Genomic DNA, 24,431 nt, shown 5'->3' with positions numbered 1-24,431 from the left:
CTGCCAGCCCGGCACAGCCGGGCGGCTCCCTCCGCTCCGCTCCAGGAGCCCAGGGAAACCGGGCCGCTCCGCGCCCCGGCGGCCGGCCTCCGGCCGACCTGTGGTCTCCGCTGCGCTCCAGCCACCCCGGGTGCGGGCCCCACTCCCCCACCGGCCAGGTGTGCCACGCTCCGCGCGGCCCACCCACGGGGTCCGGGCCGGAAGCAGCAGCAAGGGGAGAGGGGGGTGGCGGCCGGTGAGCATCCGCCCGCTATGTTTTCGGGCCTTTCATGTCGCGCAGATAGTGCAGTGTCAGGAGCAGCATGGTTGGGAAGAGGATTGATCCGAGCCCTGTCAGGATCAGGGTCCACGTGTTCGGGTCCTCTCCCGTCGCCGTTATTAGGAATGTTGCCAGCTCGAGGATGGCGAACACAGCGAACACCCATGCGTAGGCCTTGAGTTGCTTCGGGGTCGTGCCTTTGCCTAGGAACCAGTGCCTCTGATCGCTTCTCATGGCAGCGTGCTTCCCGCAACGCGCATCTCCATGCTCCTGACCGGTCTGCGCGGTACATGCGTCCACGGCTGAAAGCATCCTCAGTTCTGTGTGTTTCTTTTTTGAGGGTTGATAAGGTATGGACTCAGAGCCCACCACCCCGGACCCCTTCGGAGCGATATCGAGATCCATCATCCGGCCTTGCCGGTGCTCTGGTGAGGCAGAGAACCGAGCCGATCACATCCGTCCAACCGTAGCCCTCACGGCTCCTCTGCATGCAGGTTTCCCGTTTCCCGCCGCTCGCATCGACCGGGCGGCACCCCAGGGGAAGGCAGGCGAATATGTCGAGCACAGACCGCGTTGACCAGCGCGAGGCAGCCCAGCGGGAAGCCATTGACGCGGTCGTGCGCGCCCTCGAACTGCCTGCACGATCGCTCGTGCCCGAGCGGGGGTTTCGGACGCAGGTGATCATGGCGACCGGGTCCGGGAAGACCCGGGTGGCGGTCCGCAGCGCGGAGGAGCTCCACGCGGGCCGTGTGCTGGTGCTCGTGCCCTCTCTGGACCTGCTCGCCCAGACCGAGGCCGCGTGGCGCGAGGGCGGCCGCCGGGGGCAGATGATCGGGGTGTCCTCGCTGCGGGGTGAAGAGGTGTCCTTCCCCAACACCACGGACGTGGGCGAGCTGCTGGAGCGGACTCGGGGCCTGGAGAAGGTGACCGTGTACGCCACGTACGCCAGCCTTGGGCTGGGCACGCTGGAGCGGGCACACGCCGCCGACGACGGCCAAGAGGCCGAAGAGGCTGAGTGGCCAGCCTCGCTCGCCGGGTTCCCGCTCGGGCAGTGGACCGCCGACGCCCGCCGGTTCTACGCCCGCGGGGACATGGACGAGGACCGCGTCGCGCAGCTGGAAAAGCTCGGCATGATCTGGTCGCACTACGACATCGCCTGGGAGGAAGGCCTGGCCGCCGCACGCGAATGGGCCGAGGAGAACGGGCACCTCCTAGTCTGTGATCCAACGCCCTTCGGCGGAGTCGTGCACGTATGCCGGCCTCCCCCTGGTCCCGCTCGTGCGGAACGGCTTCCCGCCGTCCGTGATCCGCACCGTCCCCGTACGGCCCCCGGCGCTCCACTCCAGCTCCAGGTACCAGCGGCAGTCGCAGCCCGCCGTCCGCGCGGAGACCAGCAGCTCCTCGGGGTCGGAAGAGGTGACCTTGTACGGGAAGGAAACGGCCGGGACCTTCCGGACCTCGGCGCCGGAGGCGTCAAGGCCGTCGACGGGCCTGGCGAGCGGGCGCGGCCGGTCGAGGTCCACGGCGAAGTGGCGCGGGGTGACGGCGCCGCCACAGCCGTTGTCCATCCGGTACGCGTTCCATGGCAGCGGCGCGGCGCGGTCGACCACGCGCACGTGCAGGGCATGGAGGACGACGGCGTCGGACGGCGACCGGCCCTGGACCGTGATCCGCACCAGCGCCTCCCCGCCGTGCACGGCACCGTGCGTCCCGGCCCACCCCCCGGAGTCGGCCGCGACCGGCGGCGGGGCGACCGCGCGGGGGGCCCGGTCCACGAGGTAGGTGTGCCCGCAGCCGCCCTCCCAGAGCTGGGAACCGATGCTCCAGGTGAAGGGGAGGGGGGCCACGGTCCGCCCCGGGGCGGTGGAAGCGGGGGTGGGAGCGGGGGCGGAAGCCGTACGGGTGGGGTGGCCGAGCAGGGCGGCGGCGAGGGCGAGCACGACGAGGGCGACGGCGGCGGCGATGAGGGGAGCGGGGGCGCCACGACGGGGGCGGGCGTGGGGTGCCTCCGGCGCGGTCGGGTCCGGGGCGGACGGGGCCGGGGCGGGGCCCGGACCCGGTTCCGGCGCGGACGGTTGCGGGTTCGGTTCCGGCGCGGCCGACACGGCCGGCACAGGCGTGGGCGTGGGCGAGGTTGCTCGGCGGCGGGCGCGGTCCGCCTCCGTCCAGGCCGCCTCCAGGGCCCGCCGTTCCTCCTCGTGCGCCCCGCACAGCAGGGCGAGGCGGTCGGCCACGGCGAACTCCTCCGGGACGGTCGCGCCCGAGCAGTAGCGGTGGAGGGTGGACGCGCTGACGCTCAGCCGCCGGCCCAGCGCCTCGTAACTCCTCCCGTCCCGCGCCTTCAGCGCGCGCACGAGCCCCGCGAACTCCTCGACGGCGGCGTCCTTCGGCATTCCATCCCCCTCGACCCTGCGTCCCACCCTTCACGTCCTTGCACGTCAGCGGGGGTGGAATGGTTCCGGGACGGCTGGTGGGCACGTGATCGTTGCAGCCGGCGGACGCCGGCCCCACGCTGAGGTGAGCACTGACCGAACGAACGACCCGACGGGGGATCCACCACCGTGAACAAGCTCCGCACCGCACTCGCCACCGCAGCCGCTGCCGCACTGGGCCTCGCGGCCCTCGCCACAGCCCCGGCGCAGGCCGCTGCCCAGCCCGCCTTCCTCGCCGCCTCCCAGATGCCGCCGTCGTCGACGCCGTGGACCGCCACCCAGGTCTTCACCGGCGTCCCGGAGAACGGCGGCGTCCTCTGCGCCCCGTACAAGATCACGGCGCAGAACACCCGCTACCGCGAGTTCAGCACCGAGCTCGACACCAACGCCGTCCAGGTCACCACCGTCGCCCCTACCGAGGCCGACGCCGTGAAGCTGGTCGACACCCTCCGCGGGGCCCTGGCCGGCTGCGGCCCCCTGCTGGAGCAGCAGAACCCGGGCCTGCAGGCGGTCAGCGCCTCCCACGGCAAGCTCGCCGTCGAGGAGGGCGCCTGGGTCTACAGCCTGGACACCGCCGACCCGCAGATCGGCATCTCCGACATCCACCTGTTCTCCGTCGGCCGCGACGGCCGCACCGTCACCCTCGTCCGCTGGGGCCAGATGGGCGACCTCGAGGACGCCCCGCTGACCTCCTTCCGCACCACGACGAAGACCGCCGTCAACAACCTCCACTGACCCGGGGGCTGACCACAGCCCGTCAGCGGCGCGGCCGGAACCCGGGCGCGCCGCTGTTGTGCCCACCTGCTCCGCCGACAGCGGAGAAGGGCCGGACTGCCGCCGGGATTCCGCCGCTCATGCACGACAGACAGCCGTATGGATTCCACACCACGAAGCCAAGCAAGTCACCAGCCTGTGACCAGGAAACATCAATAACGACATCCGGAAAGGAGACTTCATGACGGTATGGGTGATCTGGGCGACGCGTCGCACGACATAGACCAGCGGACTCTCACCGGGGCCGCCAGACCGACAGCGCGCGGCCCCTCCCGCACATCCGGCACAGGCCGCGTGCGTTCCTCGACTGCTGCTCGTCATACCGGAGGCCCATCATCAGACGAGGGATAAACGTCCAGACGCTTTCGCGCAGGCAGCTGCGAAGCTCGGCCCGGGGACCCCCCGACGGCTTCCGCCTCGACCGCGTCGGCGCGAAGCGGCGAACCGACCCTGGCGGCCCGGGCCGACGTCCGTGTCGGCACACTGGGGCCATGAAGACCACAATCTGGGACGCCTTGCTCAGTCCGGTGAGCAACCGTAGTCAAACTCCCTGCATCGCCGGGCTGTTGTGCGGCGAGGAGGAGTCCGACGGCAATCGGGTGCGGTTCGGCGCGCCGGGCGATTCGCCGTCGGTCATGCTGACCCGGCACGGTGCGGACTACTTGTCGGCCGACGTGTTCCTGCCCGCCGCAGGACCGGGCCTGACCGGCGAACAGGAACGCGCTCTCAGGGAACTGAACTGGTCCAAGGTCTCGTACAGCTCCCCGGAGAAGGGGCTCTGGGAGGCTCAGTGGCGCTGGTACGCGGACGCGGAGGTGCGCGCGCAACGCGGACGCTCGATGGTCACTGTGCTCAATGACGTACTGCGACTGCCCGCGGACGATCTCGTGGTACGGAGCTGGGGTTACGACGGCCCGATCGACCCGGGTTACGGCCTGGGGGTTTTCGACGACCGGCCCAGTCAGCGCGGAGTGACCGGACCGCCCACCGGGTGGGACGATCTGACGGACCGGCTCGACTGGGCGCTGTGCACGCTGCCCGCCGAGGGCTGTGTGGGACTCGGCCGCCCGGGATTCAGCATGGTCCAGGTCATGAAGTCGTACGACGGAACCGCCGGCACCAATGCCTCGGATCCCAGCCTCGACCCGGCGAATCTGCCGTCCCGCAGCGATCCCCGGTCCGAGCACGCGCGTCAACTGTTCGAGAGTGGCTGGTCCCCCGAACTGGTTGCTCCGGATGTGGCGTGTTGGACCCTGGGCGAGCCACGCGTATTCGCCGGCGCTGGCTCGTTGGCTCGGCAGGTGGTCGCCGCGGTGTGCGCGCTGGGCGCGGGGCAGCCGACGGACGTACGCGCGTCGGTCTTCCGCAATGGCCGCGCTGCCGATCCGGATTACGTCGTGACCGAGTTGGGCCTTGAGGCGGGCTGACGGAGACCGCACACAGCGGCTTTCACAGAGTCATTCAGCATCCGAACCGGACGCGGCCGCTCCGCGGCTTGTTCCGGCCTTCGCGCCCGGCCCGCCATCGGTCGGGCACGGTTATGTGCGGCCGGGTGCGGCAGTACGTACGGCCGGAGCATTGCCGCGGAGACGTGCTGTGGGTTGTCCCCGGCCCCGTCCGGCCGCGGGAACCGCACTACGCGGCCCCGCTGGGCACACGCACCCTGACCGAAACGCGCGCCGACGGTGAACCTAGCTGAGAGTCTCCAGCACCGCCGCGTCGTACGGCGCGAACCGGCGAAGAAGACGGCGGCGCGATGAGCACGGATGCATACACCAGCGGTTTGGTGGACCGGGCAGCAGAGGAGGTGCGGGAGAGGACTGCGGACAGGGCGCTGCGGGCAGGGGGCTGGCCGCCACGCTGCTCCTTCTCGCCGTCGTCACCGCGACCTGGACGGCCCGCACTGCCGCAGCGGCGGCACGTACCTGGCGGCCCGCCGGCGACTGACCGATGCGCCACGACGCGTCACCGGAACCGGATGACAACGCTGCCTCCGGTGGGTCCAGAAGCACCTCCAGGACAGCAGCGCGACGCCCCTGGAGATCAGTGCCGTAGTGGTCCAGGGCGAGGACCTCGGGCAGTGGGTGCAAGGCTGCCAGTTCGGATGGGATGCGCTGCTGCCCGCGCAGCAGGGGCTCCTGGAGAACGTCCTCGGGCTCGAACCAGCGGACGAGTCGGAACGGCCGGTGAAGCGCACGCAGGACGACAAGTGGACGCTCAACCTCGCGGCGGCGAAGGCGTTCCACGCCCATGAGGGACACCTTCGGGTGCCGAGGAAGCATGGGGAGTCCGTTGGAAGTCGCACAGCGGGCCGGGAGGCGCTCAGAGCAGTGCTGACGGCCTTGGAGTAGTGGACATGAAGCTGGGGATGGTGTCGGACAACATCCGCAAGCGCGCCGACAAGCTCCCCGCCGAACGCCGGGCCGAGCTGGACGCGGTGGACCACGGCGAAACGAAGCACGATGTGACCGTGCGCGGGCGCGGTCGTTGAGAGGGACGGAGCCTCACTCCATCGCGAGGGGCTCGGTGTCCGTCCACCCGGGGCTCTTACTGCGGCATACCCCCGGCCGCGACAGACATCGCCTTACCGCCTCCCCTGTCGGCGCGGCACCGTAAAAGACCCACCGCGCGCCCGGCGTACGACCCGTGCTGCGACTAGCAGGGGCAAACCGACAAAATGGGCTCTATGGAAGAGATTGACCCGCTCAGAAACCCTATCCGCAGTAACGACGACGAAGAGCTGTGCCGTGTTTGTGGTTACGCCGGAGGTCCGTTTTTCGAAGGCACCTGGCCGAGCTCTGCGATCTGTAGCTGCTGCGGCTGGGACGCGCAGACGCAGCCAGCCGGAATCGCAGGGACTCGTGAGCTCCGCGGGTACTGGATCGGGCACGGAGCCCGCTGGCACTTTCCTACGGACAAGCCGAAGGACTGGGATCTCTACACACAAATCCAGGCCATCCCTGAGCTCTGGCGTTGACCGGTAAGCCACTACCCGGCGCCGGTGCCCGAAACAGCTCTGCCGACGTACGAACGGCGGCAGACCAGCGGCCGCCGAGCAGCAGGATGTTCTCCGGCTTGAGGTCGCGGTGGACGACCTCGCGGTCCTTGAGGTCGGTGAGTGCTTCGGCGACGTCGGACAGGACGGCGACCGCCTCGTTGAGGGGCAGTCGGCCGTGGTCCTGGAGGTGGTCACGCAGGGACTTCTCGGCCCGGGGCATCACCAGTGCCCACTGGTCCTCGTGCTCGCCGCTGTCGATGACCGGCACCACGTTGCGGACGCCGGCCAGGCCGGTGAACAGCATCTCGCGCTCGGTCCCCGGGTTCTTGGGCACGAGCTTCACCGCCGCCTTCTCGCCGTCGGTGCTCACCGCCTCGAACACGGCACCGAAGCCGCCACCCCCGATACGGGCGTCGACGTCCCATCCCTTGTTCAGTGCCAGTGTCATGGTGCGCGTTGTCTCCATCGTCAACTGCTGCCCGGTGAGGGCTGTTTCGCCCTGCTTCTATAGTCTCAGGCCCCACTGACACACGGCGGGCTGATTGTCCGGGGACCGTGCCGCCTCGCGGAGCAGCGAGGGTCACTCCTCGTCGGTCAGGGCCTTCGCGAATGCCTCTTCGGAGTCCAGTGAACGGAGCAGGGTGCTGAGGAGCCTTCGTGTCACCGTGGCCGGCGTATCGCGCAGCTCGGCCAGTGTGGCGCCGGCGCTCTCCTCCTACGTGTTGGCGCTGTACCGGTGGTTGCTGGCGAAGATGGCCGGCTGGCTCCAGCGGCGTCGGCCGCGGAGTCGGTTGGCTCCGACGGCCACGCTCTCGCGGTAGATGAGAACAGGGTGTTGCCTTGTCAGTGCCGGGTGACACCATCCGGCCATGAGTAGCGAATCGTTCAACTGGCACGAGTTCCTGGGACGGTGGCAGGAGGAGTGGGTTCCGCGCCCGGACGCAGACGAGGACGGTGAGCAAATCCTCGTCCGCCCGGGCCTGCCCGGGGCGGACGAGGCGGTGATCGCCGTGGCCGAGGAGCGGCTGGGGCGGCGGCTGCCGCCCTCGTATCGGGGGTTCCTGGCCGCGAGCGACGGGTGGCACGTCGACCAGACGGCCGGGATCTACCGGCTCGGGGGTGCCTCAGATATCGACTGGTTCCGGGATCCGTACGACATGACCGCGCTGTACGAGCCGGATCCGGGCGACGGCCCCCGCGAGGAGGACGTGCTGCTGGCCGGCATGTGGCAGCGGGCGCTGCGCCTGGAAACGGACTCCGACATGTCGCACGCCCTTCTCGACCCGGGCGACAGCGGCGAGGACGGCGAGTGGGCACTCTACGTCTACAAGGGCTGGAGCGGTGAAGTGCCCGACCGCTACCCCTCGTTCCGCGCATACATGGAGGCCATGTACCGCGGCTTCCACGCCGACCGAGCGGCGCAACCCGATTTCGTGAACGCGACCACGCTCGCCCAAGACGTCCACGTGGACGAGGCACGTCTACTGGCCCTGCGCGGACGGTACGAGGAGGCCTTGCCCCTGCTGCAGGAGGCGTTCTCCTTCGGGAGGCCGCGCAGCGCCGTCCTGCTGAACCAGCTCAGGCAGATGCTCGCTCCGAGTGGCTCCCAGAGCCACGGCGACCTGGTGGCGGACCCGCTGTACCAGCCGGAGATCCTGCCCATGGAGGCCATGGAGCAGGCGAACGGCCGGGAGTGGTCGGGCGGGGATGAGCAGTGGCTGCGGATGATGGGCGCCCGGGGGGCCGCCCCGGAGATCGCCGAGGCCGTGCTGGGCGCCGTGCGGGACGGCACCCACCAGTACGCGCCTCCCGGTCCGTGGGGCCGGGCCGTCGCCGAGGCCCGGGAGGCGGCCCGCTGGGGCGCGACCGACGCCGCGTGGCACGTGCTGCGGGACGCGCTACCGCTGTGGGAGGCGCCGGGGCCGCTGATGGTCGTCCCGCTCGGCCTGCTCGCCGATCCGGTCCTGGGGCCGCTGATCACTCCGGAGCGCGGGCGGGAGATCCTCGCGACACCGCGGGCCGGTGAGACGGGCCCCGCTCCCGAGCCCGTGCCCGATCTCGATCCGCCGGGCCTCACCTGGCTGGCGGGGCCGTTCAGGCACGGGCAGCCGCTCGACGGCTACCGCTGCGTCTGGGTCAAGGGGGCGGATCCCGTCGGCCTGCCTGCCCTGATCGGTGAGGAAGGCGCCGAACTGAGCCCGCCCATCGATCTGTCGAGGTCTTTCCGGCGGGCGCCCCAACCCCACGAGCGGGAGGGCGTGGAACTCTGGGAGGACCGGGCCCTCGTCGCCGTCGGCCGCACGGCTGAAGGGTGGGCCTTCGCCTTCGACGGACCCTCCCACCGCCACCTGCACGGCCTGTTCCTGTCCCCGGCCGCGGCCGCCTCCTCGTCCGGCCGCGCGGTGGTGGTGTGGTCCGACCCGAGCCGCTCATCCCCGGACGATCCGTCGGCCTTCCACCTATCGGTGGCCGAACACGGCCAGGAGCTCTACGCCTTCACCGTGCGGGGCACGGAGATCCAACGCTCCGGCGCGATACCCGAGACCCTGGACCCCGCACGGCTGTTCCGGCCGGAGGACACCGAGCAGGACAACGAACGGCGGGTGCTGGAGGCCCTGCACACCGAACTGGGACTCTCGCTCCCCCGCTTCGCGCTGACCGAAGGCAGGATCCACACCTTCACCACCCAGTCCTGGACCCGGGCGCCACGCGCAGGTGAGGGCTTCGCCTACCTCAGCTTCGCGCGGCACCGGTCCTGACCGCCAGTGGGCCCGCCCCCGTGGCGGGCCCACTGGCGACGACCGACCGCGGTTTCAACTCAGTTCGATCGCGCGGGCGCTGGTCGAGGCCCCAACCCGGACCTGGGCGCCCCTTGGTGTCCTCGTGCAGCTCCCAGTTCGGGCCCCTGCGCGTCATCGGACTCCCCTCCCCCTGGTGTGCTGCCGAACACAGCAACGATCACGAGCGTACGGCCCCGCCCCCGGGCTGCGGGCCTCCGCCCTGCCCCCTCTCCTCGACCGCCGGGAGCACCGCGACGTCGACCGCCCGCCGGTCGAGACCGCCGTGCGAGGGGGTGTCCGCTTCCCCGTCACGCTGCCCGCACCACAGCAGGCCGCACGCGGCAACTACAGGGAGGAGGGAGAACAAGGTGAAGAAGGAACAGCGGGAGCAGAGCGCGGTGCGGGTGAGCGGATACCGGGAGCGGGCGCAGCGGCGCCGCACGGTGCAGAGCGCCGGGGGCCCGGAGCGACGGTTGGATGCGCACGGTGGCGGATGAGCGGCTGCTCGCACTGGCCACCCGGTACGGGTCGCTGACGCTGCGCCAGGCGGCGGCCGCGTGCTGGGGCGGGAAGGTGGAGACGGCGCGCACGCGGGTGCGGTTGATGGTCGAGGCGGGGCTGCTGTTCCGCTCCGCGGAGACCCGGCGGGCAGGGACGGTGGTGTGGACGACGGAACGCAGTGCCCGCCTCTCGGGCACCGGGCTGGGAACACCGCGTCCTCCGAGCGAACGGCTGCTGCACCGCCTCGCCTTGGCGGATGTCGGGCTGCGCCAGGAGGCCAGCACCGGGTCTCCCGTTGTGCTCACCGAGCGCGAGGTGCACACCGCCGACGCTGTTCCCGGGCGGGCCGCACAACTCCTGGCCGATTTCCGGGCGCCGCAGTTGGCGCCGTTCGGAGCAGGCCGCGGGGAGACCCTGGCGGTGCCGTTGGGGGGTGCGGTCGGTGCACTGGCCCGACCTCGTCGTCATCCGCCCCGTCACCCAGTTGCTGTTCGCGGTCGAGGTCGAGCTCACCCCGAAGACCCCGGCTGCGCTGCGGCAGATCCTGCACGGCTGCCTCCAGGCCCGCCGCAAGGTGATCCACCTGTGCACCGGCGCAGTCGTCCGCCAGCTCGTCGGGCACCAGACGCCAGGCGGGTGGAAGGACGGGATCGCGCAGCAGGTACGGCTGCTGCCGCTCGGCCCGCCAACCGGGGACGGTGCGACGCTGCTGCACGTCCAGGAGCTCCACCTCCGCGACCCGGGCGTGCGCGCACAGCTGGAGCGGCACACCGCCCGCCACCGGGTCAGCACGTACACGGTGCGCTGAACCGCTCTGGCTGGATCAGAGGTGCTTGGGCGCCGAGTCGGGGCGCAGCCGGTGAAAGGAGTGGTGGCGAAGGAGCCCGGTGACCTGTCGCAGCGAAGGTTGAGTGTTCTCATCGAACATTGAGTGCCGCCGGGTCGGCACGGCCAGCGGTCATGGCCTGTGCGCACCCAGCCGAGGCGGTCGCGACGAGGGGCCTCGTGCTGGGCGAGCCGTTCAACGCGGCCGGCGTCGGCAGTAGTGCCGGTACGGCCGGGTATCCCCGGCGGTCTGTCGACCCCGTCGTCAACTCCGGCTCAGTCGCCGTACGATGGCCTCCAGCAGCTCATCCAGCGCCGCCTCGTGCGTCCGTCCCCGAGGCCGGACCAGCCCAACCCGGCTCGGTGAGACCCCGCGGACTGGACGGAAGACCACGTCCGGGTGGGAGTAGAAACGGGCCGCCGATGCCGGGGCCAGCGCCACGCAGCCGCCAGCCACCGCTCCGAGCCACTCGTCGGGACGGCTGGTGACGGCGCCTACCCGGACGGGGTGCCCGTCTCGCTCCTCCACGGCCAGCCAGTGGTCCCTCCAGGTTCCGGTCTCGGCTCCGGACGCGACGAACAGCTCGTCCCGCAGCTCCCGGAACTCCACCGTCTCGCTGTTCGCCAGCGGATGCCGAGCTGGTAGCAGCACCCCCCGGTCCTCAGTAAACAATTCCCGCACCGTCAACCTCTCTTGTTCCGGAAACGGCAAACGCACCACTGCTGCGTCCACCTCACCCCGGGCCAGGTCGGCACCCGGGTCCGACCAGTCGAACTGCCGCAGTTCCACCCGCCACTCCGGCTGCGCCTTGCAGAACGCGGCGATGACCTCGGGGACGGCACCCACTGCGCCCGCGTCCAGGAAGCCCAGGCGCAGCACCTGCGCCGCTTGACCCGTTGCCTGCACCGCCTCGTCCCAGTCGTCCAGCAGTGCGGGCACCCGGGAGGCGAGCTCACGACCAGCCTCGGTCAGTGCCATCCCCGACCGCGAACGCGCGAAAAGCCGTACACCGAGATCGTCCTCCAGGCGCCGGATCTGCTTGGTCAGCGCGGGCTGCGAGACGAACAGCCTCTTCGCTGCCCCGGTCAGGCTTCCCTCATCCGCCACTGCGGCGAAGTACCGGAGCAGGCGCGTGTCCACATCCATGCCACCAGGTTATAAAAGCAGGTATTGGTAGGTGCCGCGGTGCCCGCAGATCCTGAAGGCATGACCAGTACCCAGCTCGCTTTTCTCGTTGTCACCCTGCTCACCGTCGCCGTCAACGTCGGTATCGCCGCCGCCGACCTCGCCGGGGCGCGCTTCGTACTGGCCAACTCGGCGCAGGTGGGTGTCCCCCGGTCCTGGCTGCCCCGGCTGGCCACCCTCAAGCTGGCTGGCGCGGCGGGCCTCCTCCTCGGCCTCTTCGACGCCGCACTGCGCCCCCTCGCCGCGGCTGCGGCCGGCGGTCTCGCCCTGCTCTATCTAGGCGCGCTCGCCTTCCATCTGCGCGCCCGCGTGCTCTACAACCTCGCATTCCCCGGTTTCTATTTCGCCACCGCCATCGCCTCGCTGGCCTTGACGGTGTCCTCTTGATGGCGGCCCCGCTCAATGTTCGATGAGAACACTCAGCCTTCGCGGTGACAGGTCACCCGACCTGTGCCCCGTCTCGGTTGATCTGGTCCGTGGACAGTCCTGTGACCTGCGGCGACCAGTTCATTTGAGACGCCGGGGTGCCGGGGATCTCAGGTGATCCGGTCCCGGGAGTCGGGATGGCGGGTGTTGTCTCAGGTGATCTGGTCCGGCTCCGGCGTTGGGTGTGACCGCGTCCAGGGGCGAGGCGGCCACTGACGTGGACGCGCCGGCACGGAGGAATGACCTTCCGGCCACTGCTGTCTGAGCGCGGCCGAGGGTCGGTCTGTGCGCGTTGGCGATCCATGCGCAGTGGCGATGGTGGTTGTCACATTCGTGGGCGCGGCGGTGTCTTCATGCCAAACAGGCAAACGTCCAAGGAGAACACCATGGCGCTACGCATCCCGAAAGCCGAGCTCCCCGCCGGGCTCCGCGAAAACCTGATCAAGCAGCTCGGTTCCGTGCCCGAGCCCAACGAGGTGCTGTGGAACAACCCCGAACTCGCCGAGGCCAGCCAGGAGTTCGCAGCCAAGGTGGCCACCTGGGACGCGGCCGACGCGAGCCTCAAGACGTTCGCGCACATGGCCGTCGCGGCACAGATCGGCTGCAGCTGGTGCCTCGACATCAACTACTTCGCGGCGCTGAACCAGAACCTGGACCTGGCCAAGGCGAGCCAGGTACCGCGCTGGCGGGAGTCGGAGGTGTTCACGCCGTTGGAGCGGGAGGTAATGGAGTACGCCGAAGCCATGACGAACACGCCCACGACCGTCACCGATGAGCTGTCGGCGAGTCTGCTCGGCCGGCTCGGTCCGGCGGCGCTGGTCGAACTCACCGTGTTCATCGGCTTCGCCAACCTGGCGGCCAGGTGCAACACGGCGCATGGGATCACCTCGCAGGGCTACTCCGATGCCTGCGAGATCCCGCTGGCCGGGCGTCCTCAGACGTCCGGCGCAGCGTCGGCATCATGACCGAGGACCCGTTCGTCGCCCATCGCAGCCTGCTGTTCACGGTCGCCTACGAGATGCTCGGCTCCGCGGCCGACGCGGAGGACGTGCTGCAGGAGTCCTGGCTGCGGTGGGCCGGCGTCGACCCGTCGCGGGTGAGCGACGCGCGGGCGTACCTCGTCAGGACCGTCACGCGGCAGGCGCTCAACCGACTGCGGACGTTGGCGCGCAGCCGCGAGGACTATGTCGGCGAGTGGCTGCCGGAGCCACTGCTGACCACCCCAGATGTCGCCGAGGACGTAGAGCTCGCGGAGAGCGTCTCGATCGCGATGCTGACCGTCCTGGAAACGCTCGGGCCCACCGAGCGGGCGGTGTTCGTACTCCGCGAGGTCTTCGAGCTGCCGTACGGTGAGATCGCCGAGGCCATCGGGAAGTCCGCGGCCGCGGTACGGCAGATCGCGCGGCGAGCGCGCGAGCATGTGGCGGCCCGCCAGCCGCGGGTGCGGGTGAGCCGGTCGGAGCAGCAGGCCGTGGTGGAGCGGTTCCTGCTCGCGTTGCGTACCGGGCAGTTGCAGCAACTTGTGGAGGTCATGGCGCCGGACGTGGTCCTGATCGCCGATGGTGGCGGGCTCGCGGCCGCCGCTTCGGCTCCGATCCACGGGGTCGAGCTCGTGGCGAAGGTACTCGCGCGCGCGAACCGGGCGGAAACGACCCCGCTCGCGACAACGGCCGTATGGCTCAACGGGGCACCCGCGGGCCGGATCGAGATCGACGGCGAGCTGCCCACAGCGGTGAGTTTCGTGGTGGAGAACGGGCAGATCACCCGGGTCTACTTGGTGAGAAACCCGCGGAAACTGACGAGACTGAACGAACCGGTTGAACTCGCCAGGTAAGCCAACTACCGCCCTGGCATGGTGGGTGTTCCGGGCGAAACCGCCCGGAACACCCACCACCACACACCCGGCCGGAACCCGACGGCGGCCAGCACCGAAGATCCAGGACGGACGCGGGGTTGAGCCCACGATCCGACATAGATGTTCCCTGACCCTCGAAAGGCCCTGCCAACTGAGATGCGCAAGACCCCGCCGGGCCAGGTCAGACCGGACGCACGAGTCCTGACGGACCAGAGCATCCGAGACGCCAGCCGAGTCGGTCTGGATCACGTGAGACGGGGACCACATCGCCTGAGACGGGACAGCCTGTGTGCGGGTGAGGATGGCGATATCCATAGCCGCTCCTGGGTGTCATGCTGACTGTCATAGCCGGAGCGAGGACGGAAATTGATAGGTATCCGCAGGTCAGACCCCGGATATAAGTCAGCGTGACACCGGCGTGACACCCGCCGTGACAGTCCTGGAAACGCCTTCCGGACCGGACCCTCAGAGCATGTACGGCGGGTTTTCCCCGGGGCCGCCCGGGGCGAGCGCTTCGGCCGCCAGACCTGTCGGGGTCAGCTACGGCATCGCCCCTTCCGTGCCCGCCTTCAGCTCTTTCGCATCCAGGCTCACGCTCATCCACATAGGCGCGAGTATCCACCGCCGCCAGCACTGGATTCAGGCTGTTGCCCGGACTGCCACCCGCATGTGCGACCCGTCCAGCTGCCGCCGCCGACCACACGTCCCTCCCACCCCGCGCTCCGCTTCTCCTCTTCCTGTAGTTGCCGCCCGGCAGGGAGCAGACGGCCACCGCAGGCGCGGCCGTGGGCGGGGAGAGGGAAGGGCGTGCTGTACCGGGATCGGCGGCAGCGACCTGGTGGTCAATCCGGTCAGGTGCCGGTGCGGGCGACGGCGGCCCGGACCTGGGTCATCAGGGGGACCGAGCCGCGCTGCACCGGGGCCGGCCCTGGTACGTCCCACATCTTGTGCAGGGCCGCCCTCATCCGCTCGTTCATCGCGGACTCAGCACGACGCCGCCGCCCCCCGGACACGGGACAGACCTCTTGGTCCGGCTATCGCGGACAAAGAGGTGTCGTTCTGCGAAGGGGGCTTGCCCACACCCCTGGACTGCACGAATGCAAGATCACCAGATGCGGGGGGTCCCACCGCCGGTCACGCCTTCGGCCCCCCGCCCAGTGCACCTCTCCAGGCACCTCTGCAGCCCCCTTCCGGTGCAACCCCTCCCTGAGCCAGGTGCGGCCTGCAACCGGTGCAGAGCTGCACGAGGTGATGCACGGTGAACGCTACGGGGGCACGGTTGATCATCTTTGATACGGATGCGGTGAACCTTCTCCCGCCATCCGGTCTTCGGGCCGACATCATTCGCACGTTGCGGCAGTGCCGGCCCCCACAAGGTGGCCGTGCCGTAGATGGTCATGCCGATGACCGGCCCGGCTGAAGCGGCCGCCCCGGAAGCAGGCCGCTGACCGAGCCGTCTGTCCTGGGCAAGCCCGCCCACACGGAGGGCTTGCCCAGACTCCCCTAAGGCTTGCCCCGCGGCTCAGGCTTGCCCGGCGGGATCCCACCGCAGGTACGGCCTCCCAGACAGTGACGCCACGAGCTCGGGGCCGTCCCGTCGGCCCGGACGCTGGGCAAGCCCTCGGGGCCCGTGGCGTGTCCAGCTCGGGGCCAGCGGTCGTGCGTGACGTGCCGGTGGCGGTACCCGTTGAACGTCAGGGCGTGCAGAGGGGCCGCCTGTCGAAAGCCGAGGAAGGGCAGGGCTGGTCATGACGACCACGGAGATGAACCTGGCGAAGCGACTGGGGTTCGCTCCCGGTCAGACGGTCGCAGAGATCGGGTGAGACGACGACTGCGACGACGAGCTGCGCGGGTCGGTCGAGGAGGTGACCGGCACAGAGCTGCTCGACGAGGAAGCGGAGGAGGCCGTCGACGTGGTGCTGCTGTGGTGGCGTGACGATGAGGGAGATCTCGCCGACGATCTGATGGACGCCGCCAGCCGTCTCAAGGACGGCGGCTGTATCTGGCTGGTGACCCCCAAGACGGGCCGCAACGGGTACGTCGACCCTGGTGATGTGCACGAGGGAGCGCAGGCGGCCGGCCTGACTCAGGGGACCAGCCTGGTGGCGGCGCAGGACTGGATCGGTACCAAGCTGGCGTGCCCCTCGCGCTGAGCCTGGGGCCGGTGTAACGCGAACAGCGTCGGTCTCGTTGAACGCTGTACCCCCGAGGCGGGCCCCGGAAATCTCCGGGGCCCTTGGTGTGTCCGGGCGGGGTCGGTTGGCGGGGTCGTCCGGGTCGGTGAGCCAGTTGACGACGTCGGCGTCGGTCATCCGGATCATCTGTGTCTCGTGGACCTCTCCGTGCCGGATGACGTGGCTGCGGCCCGAGCGCGGGCTCGGCTTCGGGGCCGGGCCCGCGAGCGGGGCGAGGCGCTGCCAGGTGGTGGCCGGGCACACCAGGCCCGCGACCGGGCGGCGGCCTTCACCTCGCGGGCCCGGCCCGCAATGGCTGGCCACGAAGCGGGGCCGTCAAGGTTTGAGCAGGTACTCGCCACCGTCCGGAGTGCCGCCGCGCTGACCCCGCTGGCGGGCCGGGGTCACCGGGTTCTGAACCGGCGGAGGAGGTTGCGGGCGACGTGTACGCCCGGGCCGCCGAAGCCGACGATGTCGATGCGTCCGTCGCCGGTGATGTCGGCCAGGAAGCGCGAGTGGCGGTCGACCCGCCAGCCGCCTGCGTCCTCGTTGTACCCGAATCCGCGGCATACCAGTTGGGCCTGCTTGAAGGTGCCGGTGCCATTGTTGTGTGAGACCCAGACGCCCTCGTTGCCGAAGCCGATGATGTCGGGGGTTCCGTCGCCGGTGACGTCGGCGAGGAGGCGGGGGTGTTTCTCCCCGGTCCACCCCTGGGCCTGCCCGTAGTCGTTCAGGACGAGTTGAGGAGTCTCGAATGTGCCGTCGCCGCGTCCGCGGGCGACGACGACCCCCTGAGGTCCGAAGCCGACGATGTCCGGTGCCCCGTCGCTGGTGGTTTTGGCCAGGAACCGGGGGTGTTCGTCGATGGAGCTCCATCCCTGGTCGGCCCCGAATTCGTCGAGGACGTAGCGAGGTTCGGCGAATGTCCCTTCTTCGTCCTGGAGGGATACCCACAGGCCGTCGTCGTGGCAGCCGACGATGTCGAGCCGGCCGTCGCCGGTGGTGTCGGCGAGGAACCGGGGGTGCTTGCCGGTGAGCCAGCCGCCGGCTTGCGGGCCGTGGCCGAACGCCTTGAGGACCAGTTCGCCGCCCGCGGGTGCGAAGGTGCCGCTTTCGCCCTGAGTGGACACTCGCATGCCCTCGGCGGCGAGCACGACGACGCTGGGGCGGCTCTCGCTTGTGAGGTTCGCGAGGGTCCACAGGTCCTTGGGGCTCGCGGAGGCCGCGGGTGGGTGCAGCACCCGTTCGTCGTCGAACGTCCCGTCCCCTCGGCTGGAGCAGGTCACCGCTCCCTTGGCGGGTTGGAGGGCGACGATGTCCGCGAGCCCTGTTCCGGTGGTGTCGGCGAGGAAGCGTTCGCCGAGTCCCGCCCACCAGCCCGCCTGGCCGGCAGGGTGGCGGTTGGGCCTGTCGGTCGTCCACCCGCCGGCGTCCTGGTCGTAGCCGAACTTCTCCAGGACCAGCAGTACGTTGCTGAAGGAGGGGGTCGCGTCGGCTGTCGGCCGCAGAGCGTTCTTGTCGTGGGTCAGTCGCCAGGACTGGCGGCTGTTCCAGTGGCTCAGCGGCGCCCAGTCCAGGGCGAGGTCGCTGGTCCGCACCGGCTCGCCCGGGACGAGGCGCCACCGCTGGCTCTCGGCGCTGTCGTCGTACTCGCCGAGGACGATCCGGGTGTCGTCCTTCCCGGGGGTGTCGAGGTCGAGCACGGTGCCGTCGGCCGCGCCCTCGATGACGTAGAGGCCCGCTTCGCCCTCGACGGGAAGGAGGTGCCACTGCTGGGCCTTGTTGTTGGCGGCGGCATCCCCCTGGCGGACGCCTCGGTCCGCAGCGGCGGGATTGTCGAGGACCTTGCCGCTGACCGCGTTGCGGATGACATGCGCCGGCTCGCCGTGGGCGCCCGGCACGGGGGTGAACTGCCACTGCTCCGGGCTCGGGCCGTCTTTGGGGTAGTCGCGGACGACGAGCGCCCCGTCCGCGCCCGGTGCGGCCCTGGCGCCGAGGGGCTGGCCCGTGGCGGCGTTGACGATCTCCAGCTTCAGTTCGTGCGTGGGCACGGGCATCGTGGTGCCTCTTCCAGGCGGTTGGTGCGACGGCTGGGGACGGGGAGGGCGTGAAGGCTGCGTCTCACGTGAAGACGTGGTGGTAGGGGACGTCCCACTCGTTGGGCAGCCGCGGGTAGAACGTGTTGATGACCGTCCCGGTGAAGTCCCCGCCCCAGTTGTAAGTGAGCCGTGCTTCGCTGTCCTTCGCCACCGTGTGGTCCTTGAACCCGAGGATGGCGTCGGGGTGGGTGATCGGCACGAAGGTGATCCCGCCCCATGGCGTCACCGTGACGACCCAGAGTTGGGTGTCCTCCCCCGCACCGTTCTTCCCGCGCCATTTGTCGCTCACCTTGCCGGGCAGACCCACCTGCAGGGTGTCGGCTGTGCTCTGGGGGGCGTCCTGGTGGACGGTGATGCGCCTGCGCTGGGGCTTGGGGGTTCCGTCGTCCCCGCGGCCGGCACCGGTGTCGGCCACGCCTGCGGGCGGGGGCGTCACCTGCCCTGCGGCGCTCTCGAGGAAGTACAGCGGGCGCTGTCCGAAGAAGCCGCCGGGGGTGATGTGCCAGAGATGGCCCTGCGCGTCCTTGGTGGCCGTGTCGAGCGCGGTGGCCAGCTTGACGCCCTTGTCGTGGCTGCTCGCCGCCAGTTCCGCAGGACGCAGGTAGCCGCCGTTGAAGGCATGGACGAGCATGACCGGCCGGTTCTCGACGAGCGCGGCCACGATGGCGTTGTCGTAGCTGTTCACCGCCACCGGGCCGCCGACCACCAAATTCGCCATCGCCGTGCGTTCTTGGGTATACATCGCGGAAACCTCACCTTTTCTCGAGGGAGAAAACAACGCCTCAGGCGCTCAGTGAATTTGTCTAGCACGCGCCGGTATCAAAATCCCCGGTGCTCGCGGCCGGTGGGACTTCCTAACCGAATGTATGATCGGAGTAAATGCCCACAAAGCGGCAACTTCTGAGGTCAGAGCGGTACAACGAGGTTCCGCAGTTCATCGATCGGGTGAATCGGAGCCGCAGAAAATCTTGGTCACCCGTTTGAGTGCGATGCCCGGAGCGGCCTTCTCGGGAGACAGAGCCGCTGTTAGCTTCGCTTGCCAGAGCTCTTGCGAATTCCCTCATTGGTATTTCACCTAATGCGGTTTCGGCCAGATCAGTCGAGGACAGAAATTGCCTTCAAATGCGTACAACCTGGCACGGGCCAAGCGCCGGCCGCTGACGAAGAAGAACCTGCGGGAACTCAATATCGACATCGACGACGAACGGACCTGGCGGCCCATCCTGGAGCACCCGAAGCTGGTCTACGTCGACGACTACGGGGTGCAGCACAGGCCCGTCGGGTTCTCCGTGAACAAGTCGAGCTTCGGCTCCTTCCCCGGCACCGCGTACGGGCTGGGCTGGCTCGCCTACATGAACCTCGGTGAGCCCTTGATCGAGGAGCGGCGCAACATCGCCCAGCCCGCGCCCGACTCGTTCTCCTCGCGCACCTACGTCAACCGCAGCCAGTCCGAGATGACTTTCACCGACTCCGTCGACTTCACCGTGTCGAACGGGGCCACCTGGTCGCTCTCGGGAGACTCCAAGCTCACCTTCGGCGGCAGCGTCAGTGCCCAGCTCCAGCTGCAGCTGCAGAACAAGCTCGGGCTGAACCTCCAGGGACAGCTGGGGACGCAGCTCAAGAACGAGATGGCGAACAAGAGCGCGAACACGGTGACCAACAAGAACAGCAAGGAGAGCGTGGGGGTCGACAACGCCAACACCGTCGATACGTCGGTGGCCAACGGAATGACGAACTCCGCCTCGGCCACGATGGCCGGCTCGGTGGATTTCACGACCACGGGCAGCGCGGCCGGCACCGCTGCGCTGAACGCCGCGCTGGCCCTGGGCATCGCGGCCTCCGTGGGCGGTTCGCTGAACACCAGCTGGGCGTCGAAGTCGCAGATCTCCGGCAAGGTCCCGCCGGGCTCCCGCGTGGAGACCATCGTCACCCAGCGCCGCGCCCTCAAGCAGTACACGTACGAGATCCCGGTGACGTTCTCCGGGCTGCTCGCGGTGAAGTACGCGGTGCCGGTGGCCGTCCTGTCTCCCCCTCAGCCGGACGACTACCCCCGTCTCGACGAGCTGGTCGCCCGCGACATCGCCGACCTCGACCTGGCCGGCGGCGGCTTTCGCATGACGGGCCTGGCGGAGGTCGTCTCCGCCCTGGAGGTCCACCACACGATGTTCGACGGCGAGAGCCTGATCGACAGCGACCGCGACCTGCACAAGGGGCCCTGACCAGGGGGCCGCCGCCACAACGACCAGAGGTGACAGCCATGGTGTTCAAAAACGTCTTCGACTCCGCGGGAACGGGCGCGGGGCTCTTCTCGGTGACCACCGACCGCCACAAGCCGCAACCAGGGGCGGGCGTCGACTTCGAGGACGCCGACGACGACACGTACGACGACACGACCACGAGCCTGTTCACCAGCGGGATCCACGGCGCTTCCCACCGGGCGAAGACCGTGCAGGAACAGGCGCCCGAAGCACGGGCCATCCTCGGCTTCCTCGCCTCCTTCATCCAGACCACCCAGGCATCCGCCGGCACCCAGGCCGCCTACGCCCGGGAGCCCGGATCGGTGTCCACGGCCGCGGCCGCCGGCATGGACAAGTCCAGCGAGACGGTGACGAAGCGCCCCGACCTGCAGAAGGACGAGGGCCTGCAGGCACCGAAGAGGGACGACTTCAAGGCGCCCGACGCCCCGGCGTCCCCCAAGGCCGACCAGCCGCCCAAGGCGCCCAAGCCCACCGCCGAGAAGCCGTCCGACTCCAAGTAGGTTCACAGGGTCCGAGGGGGTCAGGGGCGACAACGCCCCTGACCCCTTCGTGCGTTCACACCGGCAGCAGCTGCCACTGGCGGTCGCGGTGGTCGCCCTGCGCCCCGTACTGCTTGATCACCGTGGGGGCGTTGGTGCCCACGCGAAGGAGCAGACCGCTGTTGCGGTTCGCGAGCTCATAGACCCGCGGGGCATCGGCAGCCGATCCCACCGGGATCAGCCTCCACTGCTGGTGCCCGGCCCCGCTGCCCTCGTAGGCACGCTGCGCGACCACCGCCCCCTCCACCGTCCCTCCGCCGACGACCTCCAGGACCTTGCCGCTGCGCAGGTTCTCGACCCGGTACACGACCTCGCCCTCGTCCTCGCCCGCCACGATCAGCCGCCACCGCTGGTGCGCCCGGGGAGAGGAAAGGGACTGGTGGACCTCGGCCCCGTCCTTGGTGGACTCACGCCAGACCCCCATCCGCAGCCCGCTGCGCACGTTGGCCCAGGAGACCACCGTGCCCGACTCGGGCAGCCCGGCCATCTTCGCCGACGCGACTTTGCGGACCCGGTGGTTGGCGCTGTCGGCGATGTAGAGGGTGCCGACGCAGTCCATGGCGAGCCCGGCCGGGGTGTGCAGCTTGGCCGAACTGGCCGGGCCGTCCTCGAAACTTGCCGTGCCCGTGCCCGCGACGGTACTGATCTTCCCGTCGGCCGTGATCCTCCTGATCCGGTGGTTCTTATGGTCGCAGATGTAGAGGGTGTCGGTGCTGTCCACCACCATCTGCCCCGGGAAGTGCAACTGGGCCGAGGCCGCCGGCTCGCCGTCACCGCCGAAGGCCGGGGCGCCCGTGCCGGCGACCGTAGCGATCTTCCCGTCGGCCGTCACCTTCCGAACCCGGTGGTTGAAGCTGTCGGCGATGTAGACGGTGCCGGTGCTGTCCACCGCCACCCCGAACGGACGGTTCAGCAAGGTTTCGGTGGCGAGCCTGCCGTCAGGGGTGAAGCCCTCGGTGCCCGTCCCGGCGACCGTAGCGATCTTCCCGTCGGCCGTCACCTTCCGGACCCGGTGGCCTGTGTATTCGGCGATGTAGAGGGTGCCGGTACTGTCCACCGCCAGTCCGAAGGGACCGTTCAGCAGGGCTTCGGTGGCGAGCCTGCCGTCAGGAGTGAAGCCCGCGGTGCCCGTCCCGGCGACCGTAGCGATCTTCCCGTCGGCCGTCACCTTCCTAACCCGGTGGTTCACCTGGTCAGCGATGTAGAGATTGCCCGCGCTATCCACCGCTACCCCGCGAGGGAGATTCAGCTGGGCCGCGACGGCACGATCCCCGCTTCCCCCGCGTCCCGCCACCCCCGTCCCCGCGACCGTAGCGATCTTCCCGTCGGTCGTCACCTTCCGGACCCGGTGGCCGCTGCTTTCGGAGATGTAAAGGGTCCCGTCCCGGTCCACCGCGACGCCGTACGGAAGATTCAGCTGAGCCGTGACGGCCGCCTCGCCGTCTCCCGTGCTCCCCGCAACCCCGGTCCCCGCAACCGTGCTGACACCGGGGTCGAAACTCCCGTCACCGGCTTCCGTCTGAGCAGTACTCATCGCCATCTCCTCACCGTTCACCGACAACCCCCTACAGGGGGCTGTCCGCTGATCTCACCAAGCCATGAGGGCGCCCCGGGCGGAAAGTCACTTCTGAGTGCCTTATTCGCACGCCGTTGACGAGGCGCGGACCTGGACCGGCTACCGCCCGGACGGTACCGGGGGGACGGACGGACGCCGCGAACCGTGTCGGTCCGTGCGCGCGGTACCGTCAGCCGTGCTGCCGGTACGGGGACGGGGCCAACAGCCTCTGCGTCACGTGCCACGCCCCGGTCGAGGCTGCCCGGAAGAAGCCGAGCCCCCGGCAGTAGCCCGCGCTGCGCCGCTGCTCCCCGGCGGCGCGCGCCCCGGGGTGGGCGGCGGTCACCGCTCCCGTGCGGCTTGGAGGGCGGTGCGGGCGGTGAGCGGCGGATACCCCAGACGTGCCGTGACGTCCTCGGCGGTGGTGTCCGGGTCGGTGGCCAGCAGCTCCGCGACGGCGTCCGCGCGGACGGCGGCGAGGGCCCTGGTCGCGGTGTTGTGGTGCACGCCGAGGGCCTCGGCGACGGCCTGGGCGGTCACGGCCGGGTCGGCGGCGAGCAGTGCGGCGGCGCGGGGACGGATCTCTTCGCGGGGCAGCAGGTCGCCGGTGCCGCGCGGCCGGCCTCCGCGCGCCCGTTTTCCCGCGTCTCCCGGCCGGGCCGCCTGCCACTTCTCGATCACGTCCCCAGGCCAGTGCTCCACTCCCCCCACCACCCGGCACGCAGCCCGCAGGTCCTGGTCCGCGCGGGCGTACTGGTCCCAGGAGCGGGGGGCCACGCCGAGGACGGCCGCGGCCTCCTGGCGGTCGAGGAGGTCGCCCGGGTCATCCGTCGTCGGAAGGGCGGGGACGGGTTTCCCGGCGGCCCACGCGTCTTGCTGCCGGGCGTCCCAGAGCAGGGTGCGCGCGCCCTCGCTGCTGACCGGCTTCGGCCGGCCGGGGGCCTGCGCCGCCTTCTTCGTCCGCCATGTCCCCAGCGTCATGCCCTCCCGCGCGGCAAAGTCGGCGGACGTGAGGACGTAGGGCTCGCGCCCGGAACGGATCATCAGACAACTTCGGATGTGGGAAGGGGGGTTCGCGAGGAAACCGCGCTCAGGAAAACAGTACGGCACATGCCTTATGCGCGGGGGTTCGTGGCACATTGTGTCCAGAGCAGCTCCCTGGTGGGTCGTCTTGGGAAGGCCGGCGCCCTATGCCACCCGCTTCGGCGGAATGGGTGCCGGCCGCTTTCGTCGCCGTACCACCGCCGCCCCCTTTGCAGGTCTGCAACCATGGGCGGCCGCGGCATGTCTTCACCGGCATGACAGCCACCCCGAAACGACGATCAGCCCCCGACGGCCGGGAGTTGCGACTGTGGAAGGTCGGCCGGACGCTGCTCCTAACCTTCACCGCCGCCGTGCTCGTCGCGGGCTCCATCTTCACCGTGCTGGTCGTGCTGCTCGACTTCCGGGCACTCGATACCGGCACCAAGCTCGATGCGAAGACGCTCTTCGACCTGGTGAAGCTCTCCTTCGGGGTGGTCGCAGGAGCCGGTGCGCTCGTCGCCCTGGTCGTCGCCTACCGCCGCCAGCGCGTCGACGAGGCCGGCGCCCACCGCGAGTCCACCCGCCTGCACACCGAACGCTTCTCGGCGGCCGTCGACAAACTCGGCTCCAACTCCCCCGCCGTACGCCTGGGCGGCATCCACGCCCTGTCCGGACTCGCCGACGACGCCCCGCCCCGAACTGTGCCAGACCTGTATTGACGTCCTGTGCGCCTACCTCCGCCTCCCC

General features: G+C 70.0%; 22 protein-coding genes and 2 pseudogenes. 15 read left to right on the top strand and 9 right to left on the bottom strand.

Annotation, left to right across the window (positions count from 1 at the left end; translation table 11 throughout):
• Positions 1–250 precede the first annotated feature (250 nt).
• Positions 251–664 (bottom strand): hypothetical protein, encoded by a 414-nt coding sequence (locus ACIP93_RS19535; protein ID WP_401760587.1) that lies wholly within the window; start codon positions 662–664, stop codon positions 251–253.
• An 83-nt stretch (positions 665–747) separates the two neighbouring features.
• Between ACIP93_RS19535 and ACIP93_RS19530 the strand changes: the two are divergent.
• Positions 748–1,380: pseudogene (locus ACIP93_RS19530) on the top strand (DEAD/DEAH box helicase family protein); the annotation flags it as partial.
• 90 nt (positions 1,381–1,470) lie between these two features.
• Here the strand turns inward: ACIP93_RS19530 and ACIP93_RS19525 are convergent.
• Positions 1,471–2,652 (bottom strand): helix-turn-helix domain-containing protein, encoded by a 1,182-nt coding sequence (locus ACIP93_RS19525; RefSeq protein ID WP_401760586.1) that lies wholly within the window; start codon positions 2,650–2,652, stop codon positions 1,471–1,473.
• A 168-nt stretch (positions 2,653–2,820) separates the two neighbouring features.
• Between ACIP93_RS19525 and ACIP93_RS19520 the strand changes: the two genes are divergently transcribed.
• From ACIP93_RS19520 to ACIP93_RS19505, 4 genes are all read left to right on the top strand, one after another.
• Positions 2,821–3,426 carry a hypothetical protein gene (locus ACIP93_RS19520; RefSeq protein ID WP_401760584.1) on the top strand — a complete coding sequence of 202 codons (606 nt, stop codon included), beginning with the start codon at positions 2,821–2,823 and terminating at the stop codon, positions 3,424–3,426.
• Positions 3,427–3,956: 530 nt separating this feature from the next.
• Entirely contained in the window at positions 3,957–4,892 is a 936-nt protein-coding gene (locus ACIP93_RS19515) for a TY-Chap domain-containing protein (protein WP_401760582.1), read from the top strand.
• Positions 4,893–5,519: 627 nt separating this feature from the next.
• Complete coding sequence (locus ACIP93_RS19510) at positions 5,520–5,816, top strand: helicase associated domain-containing protein (RefSeq protein ID WP_401760580.1); 297 nt, start codon at positions 5,520–5,522, stop codon at positions 5,814–5,816.
• A gap of 5 nt (positions 5,817–5,821) precedes the next feature.
• Complete coding sequence (locus ACIP93_RS19505) at positions 5,822–5,956, top strand: hypothetical protein (RefSeq protein WP_401760578.1); 135 nt, start codon at positions 5,822–5,824, stop codon at positions 5,954–5,956.
• 418 nt (positions 5,957–6,374) lie between these two features.
• Here ACIP93_RS19505 and ACIP93_RS19500 read toward each other — a convergent pair whose 3' ends face one another.
• Positions 6,375–6,911, bottom strand: a complete 537-nt coding sequence (locus tag ACIP93_RS19500; RefSeq protein WP_401760576.1) for a protein kinase — start codon at positions 6,909–6,911, stop codon at positions 6,375–6,377.
• Between the two features lie 421 nt (positions 6,912–7,332).
• On the opposite strand from ACIP93_RS19500, the gene ACIP93_RS19495 reads away from it, so the two are divergent.
• From ACIP93_RS19495 to ACIP93_RS19485, 3 genes are all read left to right on the top strand, one after another.
• On the top strand, positions 7,333–9,222 hold the full coding sequence (locus ACIP93_RS19495; protein WP_401760574.1) for an SMI1/KNR4 family protein: 1,890 nt from the start codon (positions 7,333–7,335) through the stop codon (positions 9,220–9,222).
• Positions 9,223–9,611: 389 nt separating this feature from the next.
• A complete protein-coding gene (locus tag ACIP93_RS19490) occupies positions 9,612–9,740 on the top strand; it encodes a hypothetical protein (protein ID WP_345219824.1) in 129 nt (42 codons plus the stop codon).
• A gap of 446 nt (positions 9,741–10,186) precedes the next feature.
• On the top strand, positions 10,187–10,552 hold the full coding sequence (locus ACIP93_RS19485; protein ID WP_401760572.1) for a hypothetical protein: 366 nt from the start codon (positions 10,187–10,189) through the stop codon (positions 10,550–10,552).
• Positions 10,553–10,834: 282 nt separating this feature from the next.
• On the opposite strand, the gene ACIP93_RS19480 is transcribed toward ACIP93_RS19485, so the two are convergent.
• On the bottom strand, positions 10,835–11,716 hold the full coding sequence (locus ACIP93_RS19480) for a LysR family transcriptional regulator (RefSeq protein ID WP_401760570.1): 882 nt from the start codon (positions 11,714–11,716) through the stop codon (positions 10,835–10,837).
• Between the two features lie 60 nt (positions 11,717–11,776).
• Here ACIP93_RS19480 and ACIP93_RS19475 point away from each other — a divergent pair, with 60 nt between their 5' ends.
• From ACIP93_RS19475 to ACIP93_RS19465, 3 genes are all read left to right on the top strand, one after another.
• Positions 11,777–12,142 (top strand): DoxX family protein, encoded by a 366-nt coding sequence (locus tag ACIP93_RS19475; RefSeq protein ID WP_401760568.1) that lies wholly within the window; start codon positions 11,777–11,779, stop codon positions 12,140–12,142.
• A gap of 425 nt (positions 12,143–12,567) precedes the next feature.
• On the top strand, positions 12,568–13,146 hold the full coding sequence (locus ACIP93_RS19470; RefSeq protein ID WP_401760566.1) for a carboxymuconolactone decarboxylase family protein: 579 nt from the start codon (positions 12,568–12,570) through the stop codon (positions 13,144–13,146).
• Positions 13,143–14,015 (top strand): RNA polymerase sigma-70 factor, encoded by an 873-nt coding sequence (locus ACIP93_RS19465; protein WP_401760565.1) that lies wholly within the window; start codon positions 13,143–13,145, stop codon positions 14,013–14,015. The genes ACIP93_RS19470 and ACIP93_RS19465 overlap by 4 nt, the downstream gene beginning before the upstream one ends.
• 872 nt (positions 14,016–14,887) lie before the next feature.
• Here ACIP93_RS19465 and ACIP93_RS19460 read toward each other — a convergent pair.
• On the bottom strand, positions 14,888–15,013 hold the full coding sequence (locus ACIP93_RS19460; RefSeq protein WP_401760563.1) for a hypothetical protein: 126 nt from the start codon (positions 15,011–15,013) through the stop codon (positions 14,888–14,890).
• Between the two features lie 771 nt (positions 15,014–15,784).
• Here ACIP93_RS19460 and ACIP93_RS19455 point away from each other — a divergent pair.
• Positions 15,785–16,189, top strand: a pseudogene (locus ACIP93_RS19455) (DUF3052 domain-containing protein).
• 425 nt (positions 16,190–16,614) lie between these two features.
• Here ACIP93_RS19455 and ACIP93_RS19450 read toward each other — a convergent pair.
• Both ACIP93_RS19450 and ACIP93_RS19445 read right to left on the bottom strand, forming a co-directional pair.
• Entirely contained in the window at positions 16,615–18,267 is a 1,653-nt protein-coding gene (locus ACIP93_RS19450; protein WP_401760561.1) for an FG-GAP-like repeat-containing protein, read from the bottom strand.
• Positions 18,268–18,331: 64 nt separating this feature from the next.
• A complete protein-coding gene (locus ACIP93_RS19445) occupies positions 18,332–19,051 on the bottom strand; it encodes a hypothetical protein (RefSeq protein ID WP_345219815.1) in 720 nt (239 codons plus the stop codon).
• A 370-nt stretch (positions 19,052–19,421) separates the two neighbouring features.
• Between ACIP93_RS19445 and ACIP93_RS19440 the strand changes: the two genes are divergently transcribed.
• Together ACIP93_RS19440 and ACIP93_RS19435 are read left to right on the top strand one after the other, a co-directional pair.
• Positions 19,422–20,528 carry a hypothetical protein gene (locus ACIP93_RS19440; RefSeq protein WP_345219814.1) on the top strand — a complete coding sequence of 369 codons (1,107 nt, stop codon included), beginning with the start codon at positions 19,422–19,424 and terminating at the stop codon, positions 20,526–20,528.
• A gap of 38 nt (positions 20,529–20,566) precedes the next feature.
• The gene (locus tag ACIP93_RS19435; RefSeq protein ID WP_401760559.1) at positions 20,567–21,067 is read left to right on the top strand and encodes a hypothetical protein; all 501 of its coding nucleotides are present in this window, start codon (positions 20,567–20,569) and stop codon (positions 21,065–21,067) included.
• A gap of 55 nt (positions 21,068–21,122) precedes the next feature.
• On the opposite strand, the gene ACIP93_RS19430 is transcribed toward ACIP93_RS19435, so the two are convergent.
• Positions 21,123–22,640, bottom strand: coding sequence for an RICIN domain-containing protein (locus ACIP93_RS19430; RefSeq protein ID WP_401760558.1), 1,518 nt, complete (start codon positions 22,638–22,640; stop codon positions 21,123–21,125).
• A gap of 363 nt (positions 22,641–23,003) precedes the next feature.
• On the bottom strand, positions 23,004–23,705 hold the full coding sequence (locus ACIP93_RS19425; protein WP_401760556.1) for a hypothetical protein: 702 nt from the start codon (positions 23,703–23,705) through the stop codon (positions 23,004–23,006).
• Between the two features lie 254 nt (positions 23,706–23,959).
• On the opposite strand from ACIP93_RS19425, the gene ACIP93_RS19420 reads away from it, so the two are divergent.
• Positions 23,960–24,403, top strand: coding sequence for a hypothetical protein (locus tag ACIP93_RS19420; RefSeq protein WP_401760554.1), 444 nt, complete (start codon positions 23,960–23,962; stop codon positions 24,401–24,403).
• Positions 24,404–24,431 lie beyond the last annotated feature (28 nt).

It is taken from the genome of Streptomyces sp. NPDC088745 (genome assembly GCF_044751045.1).
In the GTDB taxonomy this organism is placed as follows: domain Bacteria; phylum Actinomycetota; class Actinomycetes; order Streptomycetales; family Streptomycetaceae; genus Streptomyces; species Streptomyces cremeus.
Note: the sequence above shows the minus strand (reverse complement) of the source record. Positions and strands in the feature narration are given on the sequence as shown.

What these genes read in the sequence shown, in the direction of transcription:
- ACIP93_RS19535 (WP_401760587.1), bottom strand. Translation starts at nt 664, where the DNA reads ATGGATCTCGATATCGCTCCGAAGGGGTCCGGGGTGGTGGGCTCTGAG.
- ACIP93_RS19525 (WP_401760586.1), bottom strand. Translation starts at nt 2,652, where the DNA reads ATGCCGAAGGACGCCGCCGTCGAGGAGTTCGCGGGGCTCGTGCGCGCG.
- ACIP93_RS19515 (WP_401760582.1), top strand. Translation starts at nt 3,957, where the DNA reads ATGAAGACCACAATCTGGGACGCCTTGCTCAGTCCGGTGAGCAACCGT.
- ACIP93_RS19505 (WP_401760578.1), top strand. Translation starts at nt 5,822, where the DNA reads ATGAAGCTGGGGATGGTGTCGGACAACATCCGCAAGCGCGCCGACAAG.
- ACIP93_RS19500 (WP_401760576.1), bottom strand. Translation starts at nt 6,911, where the DNA reads ATGACACTGGCACTGAACAAGGGATGGGACGTCGACGCCCGTATCGGG.
- ACIP93_RS19495 (WP_401760574.1), top strand. Translation starts at nt 7,333, where the DNA reads ATGAGTAGCGAATCGTTCAACTGGCACGAGTTCCTGGGACGGTGGCAG.
- ACIP93_RS19480 (WP_401760570.1), bottom strand. Translation starts at nt 11,716, where the DNA reads ATGGATGTGGACACGCGCCTGCTCCGGTACTTCGCCGCAGTGGCGGAT.
- ACIP93_RS19475 (WP_401760568.1), top strand. Translation starts at nt 11,777, where the DNA reads ATGACCAGTACCCAGCTCGCTTTTCTCGTTGTCACCCTGCTCACCGTC.
- ACIP93_RS19470 (WP_401760566.1), top strand. Translation starts at nt 12,568, where the DNA reads ATGGCGCTACGCATCCCGAAAGCCGAGCTCCCCGCCGGGCTCCGCGAA.
- ACIP93_RS19465 (WP_401760565.1), top strand. Translation starts at nt 13,143, where the DNA reads ATGACCGAGGACCCGTTCGTCGCCCATCGCAGCCTGCTGTTCACGGTC.
- ACIP93_RS19460 (WP_401760563.1), bottom strand. Translation starts at nt 15,013, where the DNA reads ATGAACGAGCGGATGAGGGCGGCCCTGCACAAGATGTGGGACGTACCA.
- ACIP93_RS19450 (WP_401760561.1), bottom strand. Translation starts at nt 18,267, where the DNA reads ATGCCCGTGCCCACGCACGAACTGAAGCTGGAGATCGTCAACGCCGCC.
- ACIP93_RS19445 (WP_345219815.1), bottom strand. Translation starts at nt 19,051, where the DNA reads ATGTATACCCAAGAACGCACGGCGATGGCGAATTTGGTGGTCGGCGGC.
- ACIP93_RS19435 (WP_401760559.1), top strand. Translation starts at nt 20,567, where the DNA reads ATGGTGTTCAAAAACGTCTTCGACTCCGCGGGAACGGGCGCGGGGCTC.
- ACIP93_RS19430 (WP_401760558.1), bottom strand. Translation starts at nt 22,640, where the DNA reads ATGAGTACTGCTCAGACGGAAGCCGGTGACGGGAGTTTCGACCCCGGT.
- ACIP93_RS19425 (WP_401760556.1), bottom strand. Translation starts at nt 23,705, where the DNA reads ATGATCCGTTCCGGGCGCGAGCCCTACGTCCTCACGTCCGCCGACTTT.
- ACIP93_RS19420 (WP_401760554.1), top strand. Translation starts at nt 23,960, where the DNA reads ATGACAGCCACCCCGAAACGACGATCAGCCCCCGACGGCCGGGAGTTG.